The following is a 15,495-nucleotide window of genomic DNA, read 5'->3' on the forward strand; positions in this document are numbered from 1 at the left end:
TTTCACCCGTACGAATTAAAAGAGCTCAAGGCGCCGGAAGGAGCACTGCGCCGCCGCCTACGGTCGCACGGGTGATGAGCAGCAGTCCGGAGACGACGACCCGCACCACCGGCGCACATCGGACACACCGGGAGGCGCGCGACCGCGCCGCCGCGCGCACCCTCGCGCAGCGGCCGCCGGCGCGCTACGAGCCGTACCTGGACGGTCTGTTCACCTACTGCCTGTCCGTGCTGTGCGACCACGACGCGGCCACCGCCGCCCTCGGGGACGTCCTGGCGCTGGCCGAGCGGCGCGGACAGCGCGTCCCGGAGGCCGTCGACCAGCGGGCCTGGCTGTACGCCCTGGCCCGCTGGGCGTGCCTGCGCGGGCTCGCCGAGGCTCGGCAGAAACGCCAGGCCACGCACGCGTCGGGCCGCCCGGCCACCGCGAAACGGGACGCCGAGCCGCCCGTGGCGCCGGAGGTCCTGGAGCAGCGGCGCTGTGAACTCGCCCTGCTCGCCTGGCCGGAGGCGGCCGGCACCACCCCCGAGCAGCGCGAGGCGCTGGAGCTCGCCGTCCGCCACCATCTCGCGGAGCGCGAGGTCGCCGCCGTCCTCGGCATGGCGCCCGCCGCCGCGCGCGAGCTGCTGGCCTCCGCGGCCTGCGAGGTCGAGCGCACCCGCGCCGCGCTCGCCGTGGTCGAGACCGGCGGCTGCCCGAGCGTGGCCCACCTCACCGGGGACAGCCGGCTGGTCCTCAGCCCCACCCTGCGCCGCGAGCTGGTCCGGCACGTCGACGACTGCCCCCGCTGCCGCCGCACCGCCGAGCGCGCCGTCCCCGGCCGCTGGCCCGGCGCCACGGTCACCCCGGCCGAGCTGCCGGTCCTGCAGGCGCCCCGCGCGGCCCTGCACGTCGCCCTCGCCCACCACCCGCGCGCGCGTGGCGCGGCCGTGCCCCGCTTCGACCGGCGCGGTTTCCCGATGGACCCCAAGGACCGCGCGGCCCGCCGCGACCGGCTCCGCGCGCGTGCCGTCACCACGACCGTCGTCGCCACCGTGGTCGCCGCGCCCGTTCTCGCCCTGTGGGCCGCCTACCGCGGCGGTCCGGTGGGCGGCGAGGACGGCCGCCCGGGCGGCCCCGCGAGCGAGGCGCGGGGCCCCGACGCGTTCGGCGGCGACACCGGCGGTGGCTACGAGAACGCGGGCAACGCCCGAGTGAAGCCGTCCGGCGCCCCGGCCGGCAAGGGCACGGCGGACGTGTCCGTGGAGGTCGTCAGCGTCGGCGGAGCCGGCGGGAAGGGCGCCGGCCGGCTCGCGGTCGGCGCGCGCACCGACGGCGACGTCACGCTGATCACGCTCACCGCGTCCGGCCCGGAACCGGTCCGCTGGTCCGCGTCGACCCCGGCGTCCTGGCTCTACTTCAGCCGGTCGGGGGGAACGCTCCGGCCCGGCGAGACCTTCACGGTCAAGGTGTACGTCGACCGGCTGCGCGAGCCGTCCGGACACTGGCACGCGCGGGTGGCGGTGTCACCGGCCGGCGCCGTGGTCACCATCGACGGCTACGGCACCGCCCCCAGCGGCCCCTCGGCCCGGCCCTCGACGCCCGCCCCCGACCCGAGCCCCTCGGCCCCGGCCCACACCGACCCGCCGTCCGGTCCGCCCACCTCGCCCTCGGATCCGCCGTCCACCCCGGCCGACCCGACGCCGTCCGACCCGCCGAGCTCGCCCCCGCCGTCCAGCGACGACGCGGACCCGAGCCCGTCGGACGCTTAGGGACGCCCCGGGTCCGCCGGATGCGGGGCCACCAGCGGAAGCTGCGAGGCCAGCCGCTGCTCGCACAGCTCGGCCAGCCGGTCGTAGCCGGCCTTGCCCATCAGCTCGGTCAGCTCCGCCCGGTACGAGACGTACACCGGCTCGCCCGCGCCGTGCGCCGACGTCGCCGAGGTGCACCACCAGTGCAGGTCATGGCCGCCCGGGCCCCAGCCCCGGCGGTCGTACTCGCCGATCGACACCTGCAGCACGCGCGTGTCGTCCGGCCGCTCGATCCAGTCGTACGTCCGCCGGATCGGCAGCTGCCAGCAGACGTCCGGCTTGGTCTCCAGCGGCTCCCGGCCCTCCCTCAGGGCGAGGATGTGCAGCGAGCAGCCCGCGCCGCCCGCGAAACCCGGACGGTTCTGGAAGATGCACGACCCCTGGAAGGGCCGGGTCTGCCGCGAACCCTCCTCGTCCTCGGAGGTCCAGCCGTTGCGGATGCCCTCGTCGTGGTGCTGCCAGATCTCCGGCGTGAGCCTCGCCACGTGCCCTGCGACCCGCTTCTCGTCGTCCTCGTCGGAGAAGTGGGCGCCCAGCGAGCAGCACCCGTCGTCCGCGCGGCCCGCCTGGATGCCCTGGCAGCCGCTGCCGAAGATGCAGTTCCAGCGAGAGGTCAGCCATGTCAGATCGCAGCGGAAGACCTGCTCCTCGTCCGCCGGATCGGGGAACTCCACCCACGCGCGCGCGAAGTCGAGGCCCTTCTCGTCACTCGGTACCGGGGCCGTTCTGGGCGTCTTGCCGGACTTGGACGGTTTGTCGTCCTTCGCCTTTTTCGTCTTTGGCACGCCTCCAGGGTAAGTGGCCCGGGGCCGCCGCGGGGACCGAGGAGGGCGGATCTGGCAGTAGCGTGCCGTACATGAGACTCGGTGTCCTGGACGTGGGTTCCAACACGGTGCATCTGCTGGTGGTGGACGCCCACCCCGGCGCACGGCCGCTGCCCGCGCACTCGCACAAGGCCGACCTGCGGCTCGCCCAACTGCTCGACGACAGCGGCGCCATCGGCGACGACGGCATCCACCGGCTGGTCGACGTGGTCCGGGACGCGCTCCAGGCCGCCGAGGACAAGGGCGTCGAGGACCTGCTGCCGTTCGCCACCTCCGCCGTCCGCGAGGCCACCAACGCCGACGACGTCCTCGCGCGCGTGCAGGACGAGACCGGCGTACGGCTCCAGGTGCTCACCGGCGCCGAGGAGGCCCGGCTCACCTTCCTCGCCGTCCGCCGCTGGTTCGGCTGGTCCGCCGGCAAGCTGCTCGTCCTGGACATCGGCGGCGGCTCCCTGGAGATCGGCTACGGCATGGACGAGGAGCCCGACGCGGCCGTCTCCCTGCCGCTCGGCGCGGGCCGCCTCACCGCCGGCTGGCTGCCCGGCGATCCGCCCGCACCCGACGACGTGCGCGCCCTGCGCCGCCACGTCCGCACCGAGATCGCCCGTACCGTCGGCGAGTTCAGCCGCTTCGGCGCCCCCGACCACGTGGTCGCCACCTCCAAGACCTTCAAGCAGCTCGCCCGGATCGCCGGCGCCGCCCGCAGCGCGGAGGGCCTCTACGTCCAGCGCGAGCTCAAGCGGGAGTCCCTGGAGGCCTGGGTGCCCCGGCTGTCCGGGATGACCGCCGAGCAGTGCGCGGAACTCCCCGGCGTCTCCGAGGGCAGGGCGGGCCAGCTCCTCGCCGGCGCCCTGGTGGCCGAGGGCGCGATGGACCTGTTCGGCGTGGAGAGCCTGGAGATATGCCCCTGGGCGCTGCGCGAGGGCGTCATCCTCCGCCGTCTCGACCACATGGGCTCGGGCTGAGTGCCGAGGGGGTGCGGAACCGTATCCGCACATGCCGCCGCCGCGCGCGCGAGCGGCCCCCGGCCCGCCGGCGACGGCGCGGATGGCAAAGCTCACAATGGCGAACCGGCACCCCGCGTCCGGGCCGCCCGACCCCGTAAGGTGACGGACGTGGCTGAACCAAGGGACGTAAAGGTCGCCCTGTCGACGGCCTCGGTGTACCCGGAGTCGACGGCGACGGCCTTCGAGATCGCCGCGCGCGTCGGTTACGACGGCGTCGAGGTCATGGTGTGGACCGACCCGGTGAGCCAGGACATCGAGGCGCTGCGCCGGCTGTCCGACCACCACGGCGTCCCCATCCTCGCCGTGCACGCCCCCTGCCTGCTGATCACCCAGCGCGTCTGGTCCACCGACCCCTGGACCAAGCTCCAGCGGGCCCGGGCGGCCGCCGAGAAGCTGGGCGCCGACACGGTCGTCGTCCACCCGCCCTTCCGCTGGCAGCGGCAGTACGCCCGCGACTTCGTCACCGGGGTGTGGCGGATGGCGAACGAGACGGACGTGCGGTTCGCCGTCGAGAACATGTACCCGTGGCGCTACCGCGACCGCGAGATGCTGGCCTACGCCCCCGACTGGGACGTCACCAAGGACGACTACCGGCACTTCACGATCGACCTCAGCCACACCGCGACGGCCCGCACCGACGCGCTCGCCATGATCGACCGCATGGGCGACCGGCTCGGCCACGTCCACCTCGCCGACGGCCGGGGCTCCGCCAAGGACGAGCACCTGGTCCCCGGCCGCGGCACCCAGCCCTGCGCCGAGCTGCTGGAGCGGCTCTCGCACACCGGCTTCGACGGCCACGTCGTGATCGAGGTCAACACCCGCCGGGCGATGTCCAGCGCCGAGCGCGAGGCCGACCTCGCCGAGGCCCTCGCCTTCACCCGGCAGCACCTGGCCTCCGCCGTGCGGGTGCCCCGGCGATGACCGGCACCACCGCGCGCCGGCGGGGCCGGCCCCCGCGCACCGAGTCCGCCGGCACCCGCGACCGCATCCTGGCCGCCGCCCGCGAGGAGTTCTCCGAGCGCGGCTACGAGAAGACGTCCGTGCGCGGCATCGCCAAGGCCGCCGGGGTCGACTCGGCGCTCGTCCACCACTACTTCGGCACCAAGGAGCAGATCTTCGAGGCGTCCGTCGCGGTCGCCTTCGCGCCCGCGCTCGACGTGCCCGACGCGATCGCCGAGGTCCCGCCGGCCGAGGTCGGCGAGCGGCTGACCCGCTTCTTCCTCGGCGTGTGGGAGAACCCCACGACCCGTACGCCCCTGCTCGCGATCCTCCGCTCCGCCGTGAACAACGAGGCCGCGGCGGCCGTCTTCCGCCGCCTGGTCGCCACCCAGGTGCTGCGCCGGGTGGCCGCCCAGGTGGACCTGCCGGACCCGGAGCTGCGCACCGAGCTGGCCGCCGCGCAGCTCGTCGGCGCGGCGATGATGCGCCACGTGATCAAGCTGGAGCCGCTGGCCTCGGTGGACCTGGAGCAGATCATCGCGCGGGTCGCGCCCGTGGTGCAGAGCCATCTGACGCAGCCCTGACACCGCCGGCGCCCGTGGCCCGGCCCGGCCCCGGAATCCGCGGCCGTGAAACACGCGTCCCGCATTCCGGACATGCTTGTCCATCCCTTGGAGGGGCGGCGTACGCTCGGAGGAGTCAGAACTCTCTGGCAGAAGGTCTTCGAAGGAGCGAGCGACGATGCCCGAGCTGAGGTCCCGCACAGTCACCCACGGCCGCAACATGGCGGGCGCCCGCGCCCTTATGCGCGCCTCCGGTGTACCCGGTGCGGACATCGGCCGGAAGCCGGTCATCGCCGTCGCCAACTCCTTCACCGAGTTCGTGCCGGGCCACACCCACCTCCAGCCGGTCGGCCGGATCGTCAGCGAGGCGATCAAGGAGGCGGGCGGCATCCCGCGCGAGTTCAACACGATCGCCGTGGACGACGGCATCGCCATGGGCCACGGCGGCATGCTGTACTCCCTGCCCTCCCGCGACCTGATCGCGGACTCGGTGGAGTACATGGTCGAGGCCCACTGCGCCGACGCCCTGGTCTGCATCTCCAACTGCGACAAGATCACCCCGGGCATGCTGATGGCGGCCCTGCGCCTGAACATCCCGACGGTCTTCGTCTCCGGCGGCCCGATGGAGTCCGGCCGCGCCACGCTGGTCGACGGCACGGTCCGCACCCTGGACCTGGTCGACGCGATCTCCGACGCCGTCAACGACAAGATCTCCGACGAGGACATCCTCCGCATCGAGGAGAACGCCTGCCCGACCTGCGGCAGCTGTTCCGGCATGTTCACCGCCAACTCGATGAACTGCCTGACCGAGGCCATCGGCCTCTCCCTGCCCGGCAACGGCTCGGTCCTCGCCACCCACACCGCCCGCCGCGCCCTCTACGAGAACGCGGCCCGCACGGTCATGGACCTCACCCGCCGCTACTACGAGCAGGACGACGACACCGTCCTGCCGCTCAACATCGCCACCTTCCAGGCCTTCGAGAACGCCATGGCCCTGGACATCGCGATGGGCGGCTCCACCAACACGATCCTGCACCTGCTGGCCGCCGCCCAGGAGGCGGGCGTCGAATTCGGCCTGGAGCAGATCGACGCCGTCTCCCGCCGCGTCCCCTGCCTCGCCAAGGTCGCGCCCAACGTCGCGAAGGACCGCACGTACTACATGGAGGACGTGCACCGCGCCGGCGGCATCCCCGCCCTCCTCGGCGAACTGCACCGCGGCGGCCTGCTGAACGAGGACGTGCACGCCGTCCACAGCCCCTCCCTGTCCGACTGGCTGAAGACCTGGGACGTCCGCGGCGGCTCCCCGTCGCCGGAGGCCGTCGAGCTGTGGCACGCGGCCCCCGGCTGCGTCCGCTCCGCCGAGGCCTTCTCCCAGTCCGAGCGCTGGGAGGCCCTGGACGACGACGCCGAGGGCGGCTGCATCCGCTCCGTCGAGCACGCCTACTCCAAGGACGGCGGCCTCGCGGTCCTCCGGGGCAACCTGGCCGTCGACGGCTGCGTGGTGAAGACCGCCGGCGTCGACGAGTCGATCTGGACCTTCGAGGGCCCGGCGGTGGTCTGCGAGTCGCAGGAGGAGGCCGTCCAGCGGATCCTCACCCAGGAGGTCAAGGACGGCGACGTCGTCGTCATCCGCTACGAGGGCCCCAAGGGCGGCCCCGGCATGCAGGAGATGCTGTACCCGACCTCGTACCTGAAGGGCCGCGGCCTCGGCAAGACCTGCGCCCTGATCACCGACGGCCGCTTCTCCGGCGGCACGTCCGGCCTGTCCATCGGCCACGCCTCCCCGGAGGCGGCGTCCGGCGGCACCATCGCCCTGGTCCAGGACGGCGACCGCATCCGCATCGACATCCCGAACCGCACCATCGAGCTGCTGGTCGACGAGGCGGAGCTGGCCCGGCGCGACCAGGCGCTGGCCGGGGTGTACGCCCCGAAGAACCGCGACCGCAAGGTCTCCGCCGCGCTGCGCGCCTACGCGGCCATGGCGACCAGCGCCGACAAGGGCGCGGTGCGCGACGTGAGCAAGCTCGGCTGAAGCCGGGCACCGCGCGGGGCCGCCTCCACCGGGGGCGGCCCCGCGCGCCGTGTCACCAGGCCGAGGGGTCCTTCGCGGGCACCGCGAAGACGGTGCCGTCGGGCGCGGTGGCGTAGACGTCGCCGTGCTGCACGAGCGGAGCGGGCGGCGCCGCCACCACCCGTGTCGCGTGCTCGCCCAGGCGCGCCCGCGTCTGCCCGACGAGTGTTCCCGTACGCGAGTCGACGGCGAGGAGCCGTCCGTCGCTCGCGGTGAAGTACACGTGCCGGCCGTCCGCGACCGGCGCCGAACCGCGGCTCACCGATGTCTCCAGGCGCCACGGAACACTCCGCTTCGCCATGTCGACGGCCTGCAGCCGGCCACCGGTGCCCAGGAGCAGGACCATGTCGCCGCGCACCGTGGCCTGAGCGCCGTCCAGGGCCACGGGGAGGTCCACCCGCCGCGACGACCGGGTCGCCGGATCGAACCGGACGACCGCCTTCGTGGAGCCGTAGACCGGGTCCACCGAGAGGAAGGAGACGGCCCCGCCCGCCGAACCGGCGGGTCTGAGGCTCCCCTTCAGCCGTGCCTGCCAGCGCACCCGCCCGGTTCCCGGATCCACCGCGGTCACGAGGGTGCTCGCCCCGTCGGCCGACGTACCGGCCGCGTACGCCAGCGGATCGCGCGGGAAGACGGTGAAGGACGGCTTCGCCTGCCCGGCGATCCGGTGCGTCCACCGGGCCCTGCCCGTCGCCGCGTCCAGGCCCGTGACGGTCCCGTCGGGGGCCGTCAGCAGAGCCGTGTCCCCCGCGTACCGCACCGTCGTGCCGGCCGGCACATCGCGCCCCCAGACCTCCTTGCCCGACGAGGGATCGAGGGCCGCCACCCGCGGCCCCCCGTCGGTGAACGGCTGCACCAGACCGGCCGACAGGACCGGCGCCCCGCTCACCGTCCGCACGGCGACGGAACGCCGCCACAACCGGGTGCCGTCGGCGGGGGAGAGGGCGTAGACCGCGCCGGGCTGGGCGCACAGCAACCTGCCCTCACCGTACGAACACCGGGGCATCCCGGTGCCCGCTGCCGCGGCCCGGGTGTCCCAGGCGCTGAACGCGGCCTTCCCCGTACGAGGCCCGGAGGCGGCCGGACCGGGATCGCCTCCCGCCGGCCGGACCGAGACCAGCACGCCGGCCACGACGAGCCCGAGCGCCACGGCGCCCGTCAACGCCTTGCCGGCCCTGAACCGGCGCCGCACCGGACGGCCCCCCGTCTCCTGGACGGCGACGGCTGGTTCGGGAGCCCTGGGAGCCTCACCCGTGCGCTGCGCCGGTATGAACGCCTGCGTGTCGTACGACGCGGCGACCGACCGCAGCTCCCGCATCAGCTCGTCCGGAGTCGGCCTGTCCTCGGGCTCCTTGGCGAGGCAGCGCAGCACCAGCGGCGCGAGGGACTCCGGAACCCCGGTCAGATCCGGCTCGTCGTGCACCACCTGGTACGCCACGACGTACGGGCTGTCGGAGTCGAACGGCCCCCGCCCGGTCGCCGCGTGCACCATCACCGAACCCAGCGCGAAGACATCGGCGGCCGGGCCCACCTCCCGTGGCCGGCGGAACTGCTCGGGAGCCATGAAGGGCGGCGTGCCGATCAGTTTGCCCGTCTCCGTGCGGAGTTCACTGTCCTTCGGCCGGGAGATGCCGAAGTCGATGACCTTCGGCCCGTCCTCGGCCAGCAGGACGTTGCTCGGCTTGAGGTCCCGGTGCACCACGCCCACCCGGTGGATGTCGCGCAGGGCCTCCGCGAGCCCGGCCATCAGCCGGCGCAACTGCGCCGACGGCATGGGCCCGTTCCGCTTCACATGGTCCGAAAGCGTCGGACCGGGGATGAACAGCGTCGCCATCCACGGGCGTTCGGCGTCGGGGTCGGCGTCCACGACCGGCGCGGTGAAGGCCCCGCTCACCCTGCGAGCCGCGGCCACCTCCTGCCGGAAACGGCCCCTGAACTCGCGGTCCCTCGCGAACTCGGCGTGCACGACCTTCACCGCGAGCTTCAACCCGGAGTCGCTGCGGGCCAGATGGACCACTCCCATGCCACCGGACCCCAGATGCGACTCCAGGCGGTACCGGCCGGCGTACTCGGGAAGTTCCGCTTCCGCCCCCGCCCCGGTGCTGCGCTGCGGCGCCATGGACCACCCCCGTGCTCTTCGTCCGTGCGCGCGACGCACGGAGCCTAGTCGATGACTCGTACGGGACAGAGGCGGCTTGCTAGCGTCTGCGTGCGAGTCACGTACACACGTCTCGCGAGTCGACTCACAGGGATGCAACGGGTCCCCATGGCGGTCATGGGGACCAGCGGGGGAGGAACACCATGTCCGTAGAGCCAGTCGCGGAGCCCGGGAACGAGGACGCCGGCGAGGCGGCGGTGACAACCCAGTCGCTGCGCTACTACGCGGTCGCTCCCGACGTCCGCCTGAACGTCCGCAGCGGCCCCGGCACCAGCTACAACATCGTCAGGGTGCTGTCCTACGGCGCCAAGGTCCCGATCTACTGCCAGACCCCGGGCACGACGGTGACCGGCCCCTACGGCACCTCGAAGCTCTGGGACAACATCGACAACGGCGAGTACGTCTCCGACGCCTACGTGCAGACGGGCAGCGACGGCTACGTCGCCCCGCGCTGCGGCTGACCCCGCCAGGAGCCCGCCGGCCCCCGGAGCCATAATCGTCCCGTGAGCGACGAAACCGGCACCCCGGAGGACCAGGCGGGCTCCGCGCGCGGCGAGACCGCCGGCGGCGGCCCCCGCCCCGAACCCCTCCGCTTCTTCGGCACCTCCTGGGTGGACCACGACCACGGGTACGCGGCCCGCCGGGCCGGCGTGGCGGCCGGCTCCCTCGCCGCGGCCGTCGTCTCCTGCCTGGTGCTGCGCTTCGCCTACGACGGCCTCCGGATCGCCGGCACCGGCGCCTTCGTGACCGTGCTGATCATCGCCATGTTCGCGATCTGCAGCGCGCTGGCCTTCCGCAACACCTGGGAGGGCTTCGGCAGGCGCCACGACCCCCAGCGGCAGGCCTCGCTGCGCGGCCTGCTCGCCATCGGCTTCGTCGGCTCACTGCTGGCCTACTTCTTCCGCGCCCTCACCGAGGCGCCGGGCGAGAAACTGCACCGCGAGGAGTACGACAAGGCCCGCGAGGAGTACGAGCGCCGGTCCTCCCGGCGCACGGGCGACCCGTCGAGGCGCAAGCGCCGCCGCTGACCCGGGCCCCGCGGCACGGCTCGCCGCCGCACCGCCCGTGTCCCCGCCCTCCGGCGTGGACAGCATGGAGGTATGACCACGTCCCACACCGCCGAGCCGCCGCGCGGCCTGCGCGCCCACTCCTTCAACGCGGCGGCCGCCCAGTACGCCGCGAACCGACCCTCCTACCCGCCCGCCCTCCTGGACTCCGTGGCGGAACTGGCCGGGCGCCCCCTGGCCGGCGCCCGGGTCGTGGACGTCGGCGCGGGCACCGGTATCGCCTCCGCCCTGCTGCGGGCCCGAGGGGCCGACGTCCTCGCGGTCGAACCGGGGGAGGGCATGGCCGCCGAGTTCCGCCGCGCCCTGCCGGACGTCCCTCTCGTGCGGGGCGACGGCAACGCCCTCCCGGTCGCCGACGCCCACGCCGACCTCATCGCCTACGCCCAGGCCTGGCACTGGACCGACCCCGCCCGGGCGGTGCCGGAGGCGCTGCGCGTGCTGCGGCCGGGCGGGTCACTGGCGCTGTGGTGGAACACCGACGCCGTCGACGTCGAGTGGATCGCCGAGTCGGCCGAGCGGACCGCCCGCTTCTTCGGCGTCGACGTCCCCGCGGAGAAGCGCGGGGCCGGCGACCGCGCGCAGGCCGACCCCACCGGGCGCCTGCGCTTCACCCGCCGGGACATCCGCTGGAGCCGACGCGTCCCGCTGGACACCCATCTCGCCAACGTCGGCAGCCACTCGGCGTTCCTGGTCGCCCCGGCGGAACGCCGGGACGCCTTCCTCGCGCAGGAGCGCGCCCATCTGCTGAAGGTCTTCCCGGACGGCGTCGTCGAGGAGACGTACGACGTGCTCCTGCTCGTCGCCGGCAGGCCCTGACACCACCTCACCCGAGGGAGCGATGCGGCGGCCGGTGCACACCGGCCGCCGCTTCCGTGTCCGGGCACACGCGCACGCCCCTTGACGGCGCCGGGCCGCCGGGACAATTATTCATCGCGTGATGAATTACTTGTCCGGCCCAACCGGACCCACGCCACCGGACGCCGTCCGCGCCGACGGCCTCACCGTCGTCCGCGCCGACGGCCTCACCGTCGTCCGCGGCTCGCGCACCGTCCTGAGCGACCTCGCCTTCACCGTCGCGCGCGGCCGGATCACCGGCCTGCTCGGCCCCTCCGGATGCGGCAAGTCCACGCTCATCCGCTCCGTCGTCGCCACCCAGGCCAAGGTCACCGGAACCCTCGACGTCCTCGGCCGCCCCGCCGGCCACCCCACCCTGCGCAGCCGCATCGGCTACGTCACCCAGGCACCCTCCGTCTACGACGACCTGACCGTCCGCCAGAACCTCGACTACTTCGCCTCGATCCTCGACCCCGGCCGCACCAGGGCCGACCGCCGCGACGACGTCGCCCGCGTCCTCACCGACGTCGCCCTCACCGGCCACGCCGACGCCCTCGCCGGCAACCTCTCCGGCGGCCAGCGCAGCCGCGTCTCCCTGGCCGTCGCCCTCCTCGGCGCCCCCGAACTCCTCGTCCTGGACGAACCGACGGTCGGCCTCGACCCCGTCCTGCGCCGCGACCTGTGGAACCTCTTCCACGCCCTCGTCGCCGACCGGGGCGTCACCCTCCTCGTCTCCTCCCACGTCATGGACGAGGCGGAGCGCTGCCACCGGCTGCTCCTGATGCGCGACGGGCGGATCCTGGCCGAAGACACTCCCGACGCCCTGCGCACCCGAACCGGCACCGACACCGTCGAGGCCGCCTTCCTCCGCCTGGTGGACCAGGCCGCCGCCGCCGACCGCACCGAGGAGACGACCCGATGAGCACGACGCCCCCGGCGGCCGCCGTCCCGACCGGCGCGCTCAACGCCGCCCGCACCACCGCCACCGCGGCCCGGGTCCTGCGCCAGCTCCGGCACGACCCGCGGACCATCGCGCTGATGATCCTCGTCCCCTGCCTGATGCTGGTCCTGCTGCGCTACGTCTTCGACGCCAGCCCCCGCACCTTCGACGACATCGGCGCCTCGCTGCTCGGCATCTTCCCGCTGATCACGATGTTCCTGGTGACCTCCATCGCCACCCTGCGCGAACGCACCTCGGGCACCCTCGAACGCCTCCTCGCCATGCCCCTCGGCAAGGCGGACCTCATCGCCGGCTACGCGCTCGCCTTCGGCGCCGTCGCCGTCGTCCAGTCCGCGCTCGCCACCGGACTCGCCCTGTGGGGCCTCGGCCTCGACGTCACCGGCTCGGCCTGGCTGCTCCTGCTCGTCGCGCTCCTCGACGCCCTGCTCGGCACGGCCCTCGGTCTCTTCGTCTCGGCCTTCGCGGCCTCCGAGTTCCAGGCGGTCCAGTTCATGCCCGCGGTGATCTTCCCCCAGCTCCTGCTCTGCGGGCTCTTCACACCCCGCTCCGACATGCACCCCGTCCTCGAGGCCGTCTCCGACGTGCTGCCCATGTCGTACGCCGTCGACGGCATGAACGAGGTCCTCCACCACACCGACATGACCGCCACGTTCGTACGCGACGTGCTGATCGTGGCCGGCTGCGCGGTCCTGGTCCTGGCCCTCGGCGCGGCGACCCTGCGCCGGCGGACCTCCTAGGACCCACCGGGCGGGGCGGCTCGTGTTCCGCCAGCCGGACAACGGCCCGCACCCCGCCGCCCCGGTGCCAGACTGAACCGCATGAGCCAGAAAGTCGCAGTCCTCGGCACCGGCAAGATCGGCGAAGCCCTGCTCAGCGGAATGATCCGGGCCGGCTGGGCCCCCGCCGACCTCCTGGTCACCGCCCGCCGTCCCGAACGCGCCGAGGAACTCCGCGCCCGCCACGGAGTCACCGCGGTCACCAACACCGAGGCCGCCAAGACCGCCGACACCCTGATCCTCACGGTCAAGCCGCAGGACATGGGCGCCCTCCTGGACGAACTCGCCCCGCACCTCCCCGCCGACCGCCTGGTCATCAGCGGCGCCGCCGGCATTCCCACCTCCTTCTTCGAGGAGCGTCTGGCCGCCGGCATCCCGGTCGTCCGCGTCATGACGAACACCCCCGCCCTCGTCGACGAGGCCATGTCCGTCATCTCCGCCGGCAGCCACGCCGGGGAGGCGCACCTCGCCCACGCCGAGGAGATCTTCGGCGGCGTCGGCAAGACCCTGCGCGTCCCCGAGAGCCAGCAGGACGCCTGCACCGCGCTGTCCGGCTCCGGACCGGCGTACTTCTTCTACCTGGTCGAGGCCATGACCGACGCCGGCATCCTGCTCGGCCTGCCCCGCGACAAGGCCCACGACCTGATCGTCCAGTCCGCCATCGGCGCCGCGGTGATGCTCCGCGACAGCGGCGAGCACCCGGTCAGGCTGCGGGAGAACGTGACGTCCCCGGCCGGCACGACGATCAACGCCATCCGCGAACTGGAGAACCACGGGGTGCGCGCCGCCCTCATCGCCGCCCTGGAGGCCGCCCGCGACCGGAGCCGCGAACTGGCCTCCGGCAAGAAGGACTGACCGACGACGACCGTCCCCGGGGCGGCGGGCGGCCTGGTCCCCCCACCGCCCCGGAGCCGTCTCCTACCGGACCGGGACGGGCTCGGGCACGGCCGGCATCAGGCCGATCGCCCGGAAGGCGGCGTCGACGGTCGGCCGCGCCACCGCCCGCGCCTTCTCGGCGCCCCGGCGCAGCACCCCGTCCACATAGGAGGGGTCCGCGCACAGCTCCCGGTGCCTGGCCTGCACCGGGCTGAGCGTCTCCACCACGGCCTCCGCGGTGTCCTTCTTCAAGGCGCCGTAGGAGTCGTAGCCCCCGGCCAGCGCCTCCGGGTCCGCGCCCGTGCAGGCGCCGAGGATCTCCAGCAGGTTCGCCACCCCCGGCCGCGCCTCCCGGTCGTACTCCACGTCCCGGCCGCTGTCGGTCACGGCCCGCATGACCTTCTTGCGCACCACGTCCGGCTCGTCGAGCAGATAGACGATGCCCGGCCCGGAGTCGTCCGACTTGCCCATCTTCGACGTCGGTTCCTGGAGGTTCATCACCCGGGCGGCCACCCCCGGAGGAGTGGCCCGGGGCACCACGAAGGTGTGCCCGTACCGCTGGTTGAAGCGCACCGCCAGGTCCCGCGTCAGCTCGACGTGCTGTGTCTGGTCCTCGCCCACCGGCACCTCGTCGGCCCCGTAGGCCAGGATGTCCGCGGCCATCAGCACCGGGTACGTCAGCAGCGACAGCCGCACGCTCCCACCCCGCTCGCGTTCGCGCGGCGCCTTCTCCTTGTACTGGATCATGCGGCGCATCTCGCCGTCCGTCGCCACGCACTCCAGCAGGTACGACAGACGCGTGTGCTCGTCGACGTGGCTCTGCAGGAACACGGTGCACAGCTCGGGGTCGAGCCCCGACGCCAGCAGCAGCGTCGCCGTCTGCCGGCTCAGTCTGAGCACCCGTGCCGGATCGTGGTCGACCGTCAGCGCGTGCAGGTCGACGACGCAGAACAGGGCGTCCGACCTGTGCTGGTCCACCTCGGCCCAGCGGCGCATGGCTCCCAGGTAGTTCCCCAGGGTCAGATGCCCGGTCGGCTTCACTCCACTGAAGACCCGTGTCATCCCTACTCCATCTCCTGGTCGAGACCGCCGTTCCGGTCGGCCGGCCCCCGGAGTCCTGGAGGAGATACGAGAACGGCCGCCGAAGCGGCGGCCGTTGAGTGCATACGTGAGTCGGCCGCCGTCAGGCGGCCCACCAGAGCTGGGTACACGTACGCGTGGTCATGACGCCAGAGTACGCCTCCGGGGCGGGCCCGGGGGGTGAGTTGACACGCCTCGGGCCCGTGCGTAGTGTTCTCCGAGTTGTCCGACGTGAGCGCCGACCTCGGTCGGTCCCCGGACAGCGATTCCGCAGGTACCACCCACTTCATCGACGTTCCGCGTCGACTGTTTTGGCGTGCGTATTAGCGAAATGAGGAATCCGCGTTCGAAAGGACGCAGGCCCCCGATTAGCTCGGGAGCCGGGAATCCGCTAAAGTCTCACTCGTCGGAACGGCCCAACAGCCGGGAAGACAAACCCGCCGACCGGGAATCGGACGCCGAAAGGATCTGATAGAGTCGGAACCGCCGGAAAGGGAAACGCGAGAGCGGGAACCTGGAAAGCACCGAGGAAATCGGGTCGAGAAAAGA

14 protein-coding genes are annotated in these 15,495 nt (G+C 73.4%); 11 read left to right on the forward strand and 3 right to left on the reverse strand.

What is annotated here, in order from left to right; all coding sequences use genetic code 11:
• Positions 1-71: 71 nt before the first annotated feature.
• The gene (locus tag ACZ7JA_RS11725) at positions 72-1,751 is read left to right on the forward strand and encodes a BACON domain-containing protein (protein WP_470807960.1); all 1,680 of its coding nucleotides are present in this window, start codon (positions 72-74) and stop codon (positions 1,749-1,751) included.
• On the opposite strand, the gene ACZ7JA_RS11730 is transcribed toward ACZ7JA_RS11725, so the two are convergent.
• Entirely contained in the window at positions 1,748-2,575 is an 828-nt protein-coding gene (locus ACZ7JA_RS11730) for a DUF3109 family protein (RefSeq protein ID WP_351667229.1), read from the reverse strand. The genes ACZ7JA_RS11725 and ACZ7JA_RS11730 overlap by 4 nt on opposite strands.
• Positions 2,576-2,646: 71 nt before the next feature.
• On the opposite strand from ACZ7JA_RS11730, the gene ACZ7JA_RS11735 reads away from it, so the two are divergent.
• From ACZ7JA_RS11735 to ilvD, 4 genes are all read left to right on the forward strand, one after another.
• Entirely contained in the window at positions 2,647-3,579 is a 933-nt protein-coding gene (locus tag ACZ7JA_RS11735; RefSeq protein WP_351667227.1) for a Ppx/GppA family phosphatase, read from the forward strand.
• 150 nt (positions 3,580-3,729) lie between these two features.
• Positions 3,730-4,542, forward strand: coding sequence for a sugar phosphate isomerase/epimerase family protein (locus tag ACZ7JA_RS11740; protein WP_351667225.1), 813 nt, complete (start codon positions 3,730-3,732; stop codon positions 4,540-4,542).
• Entirely contained in the window at positions 4,539-5,144 is a 606-nt protein-coding gene (locus tag ACZ7JA_RS11745) for a TetR/AcrR family transcriptional regulator (RefSeq protein WP_351667223.1), read from the forward strand. Before ACZ7JA_RS11740 ends, ACZ7JA_RS11745 begins: the two co-directional genes overlap by 4 nt.
• 157 nt (positions 5,145-5,301) lie before the next feature.
• On the forward strand, positions 5,302-7,155 hold the full coding sequence (gene ilvD / locus ACZ7JA_RS11750; protein WP_470807961.1) for a dihydroxy-acid dehydratase: 1,854 nt from the start codon (positions 5,302-5,304) through the stop codon (positions 7,153-7,155).
• Positions 7,156-7,207: 52 nt separating this feature from the next.
• On the opposite strand, the gene ACZ7JA_RS11755 is transcribed toward ilvD, so the two are convergent.
• Complete coding sequence (locus ACZ7JA_RS11755) at positions 7,208-9,313, reverse strand: serine/threonine-protein kinase (RefSeq protein ID WP_470807962.1); 2,106 nt, start codon at positions 9,311-9,313, stop codon at positions 7,208-7,210.
• Positions 9,314-9,495: 182 nt separating this feature from the next.
• Here ACZ7JA_RS11755 and ACZ7JA_RS11760 point away from each other — a divergent pair, with 182 nt between their 5' ends.
• From ACZ7JA_RS11760 to proC, 6 genes are all read left to right on the forward strand, one after another.
• Positions 9,496-9,813 carry an SH3 domain-containing protein gene (locus ACZ7JA_RS11760; RefSeq protein ID WP_389449135.1) on the forward strand — a complete coding sequence of 106 codons (318 nt, stop codon included), beginning with the start codon at positions 9,496-9,498 and terminating at the stop codon, positions 9,811-9,813.
• A 42-nt stretch (positions 9,814-9,855) separates the two neighbouring features.
• Positions 9,856-10,380, forward strand: coding sequence for an EamA/RhaT family transporter (locus tag ACZ7JA_RS11765; RefSeq protein ID WP_389300863.1), 525 nt, complete (start codon positions 9,856-9,858; stop codon positions 10,378-10,380).
• Between the two features lie 72 nt (positions 10,381-10,452).
• Complete coding sequence (locus ACZ7JA_RS11770) at positions 10,453-11,235, forward strand: class I SAM-dependent methyltransferase (protein WP_351667213.1); 783 nt, start codon at positions 10,453-10,455, stop codon at positions 11,233-11,235.
• A 118-nt stretch (positions 11,236-11,353) separates the two neighbouring features.
• Positions 11,354-12,175 carry an ABC transporter ATP-binding protein gene (locus ACZ7JA_RS11775; RefSeq protein WP_470807963.1) on the forward strand — a complete coding sequence of 274 codons (822 nt, stop codon included), beginning with the start codon at positions 11,354-11,356 and terminating at the stop codon, positions 12,173-12,175.
• A complete protein-coding gene (locus ACZ7JA_RS11780; RefSeq protein WP_470807964.1) occupies positions 12,172-12,951 on the forward strand; it encodes an ABC transporter permease in 780 nt (259 codons plus the stop codon). The genes ACZ7JA_RS11775 and ACZ7JA_RS11780 overlap by 4 nt, the downstream gene beginning before the upstream one ends.
• Before the next feature lie 81 nt (positions 12,952-13,032).
• A complete protein-coding gene (gene proC, locus ACZ7JA_RS11785; RefSeq protein ID WP_351667209.1) occupies positions 13,033-13,845 on the forward strand; it encodes a pyrroline-5-carboxylate reductase in 813 nt (270 codons plus the stop codon).
• Between the two features lie 63 nt (positions 13,846-13,908).
• On the opposite strand, the gene trpS is transcribed toward proC, so the two are convergent.
• Complete coding sequence (trpS, locus tag ACZ7JA_RS11790; RefSeq protein ID WP_389300874.1) at positions 13,909-14,928, reverse strand: tryptophan--tRNA ligase; 1,020 nt, start codon at positions 14,926-14,928, stop codon at positions 13,909-13,911.
• Positions 14,929-15,495: the final 567 nt, after the last annotated feature.

Source organism: Streptomyces sp. NPDC038135 (genome assembly GCF_055601245.1).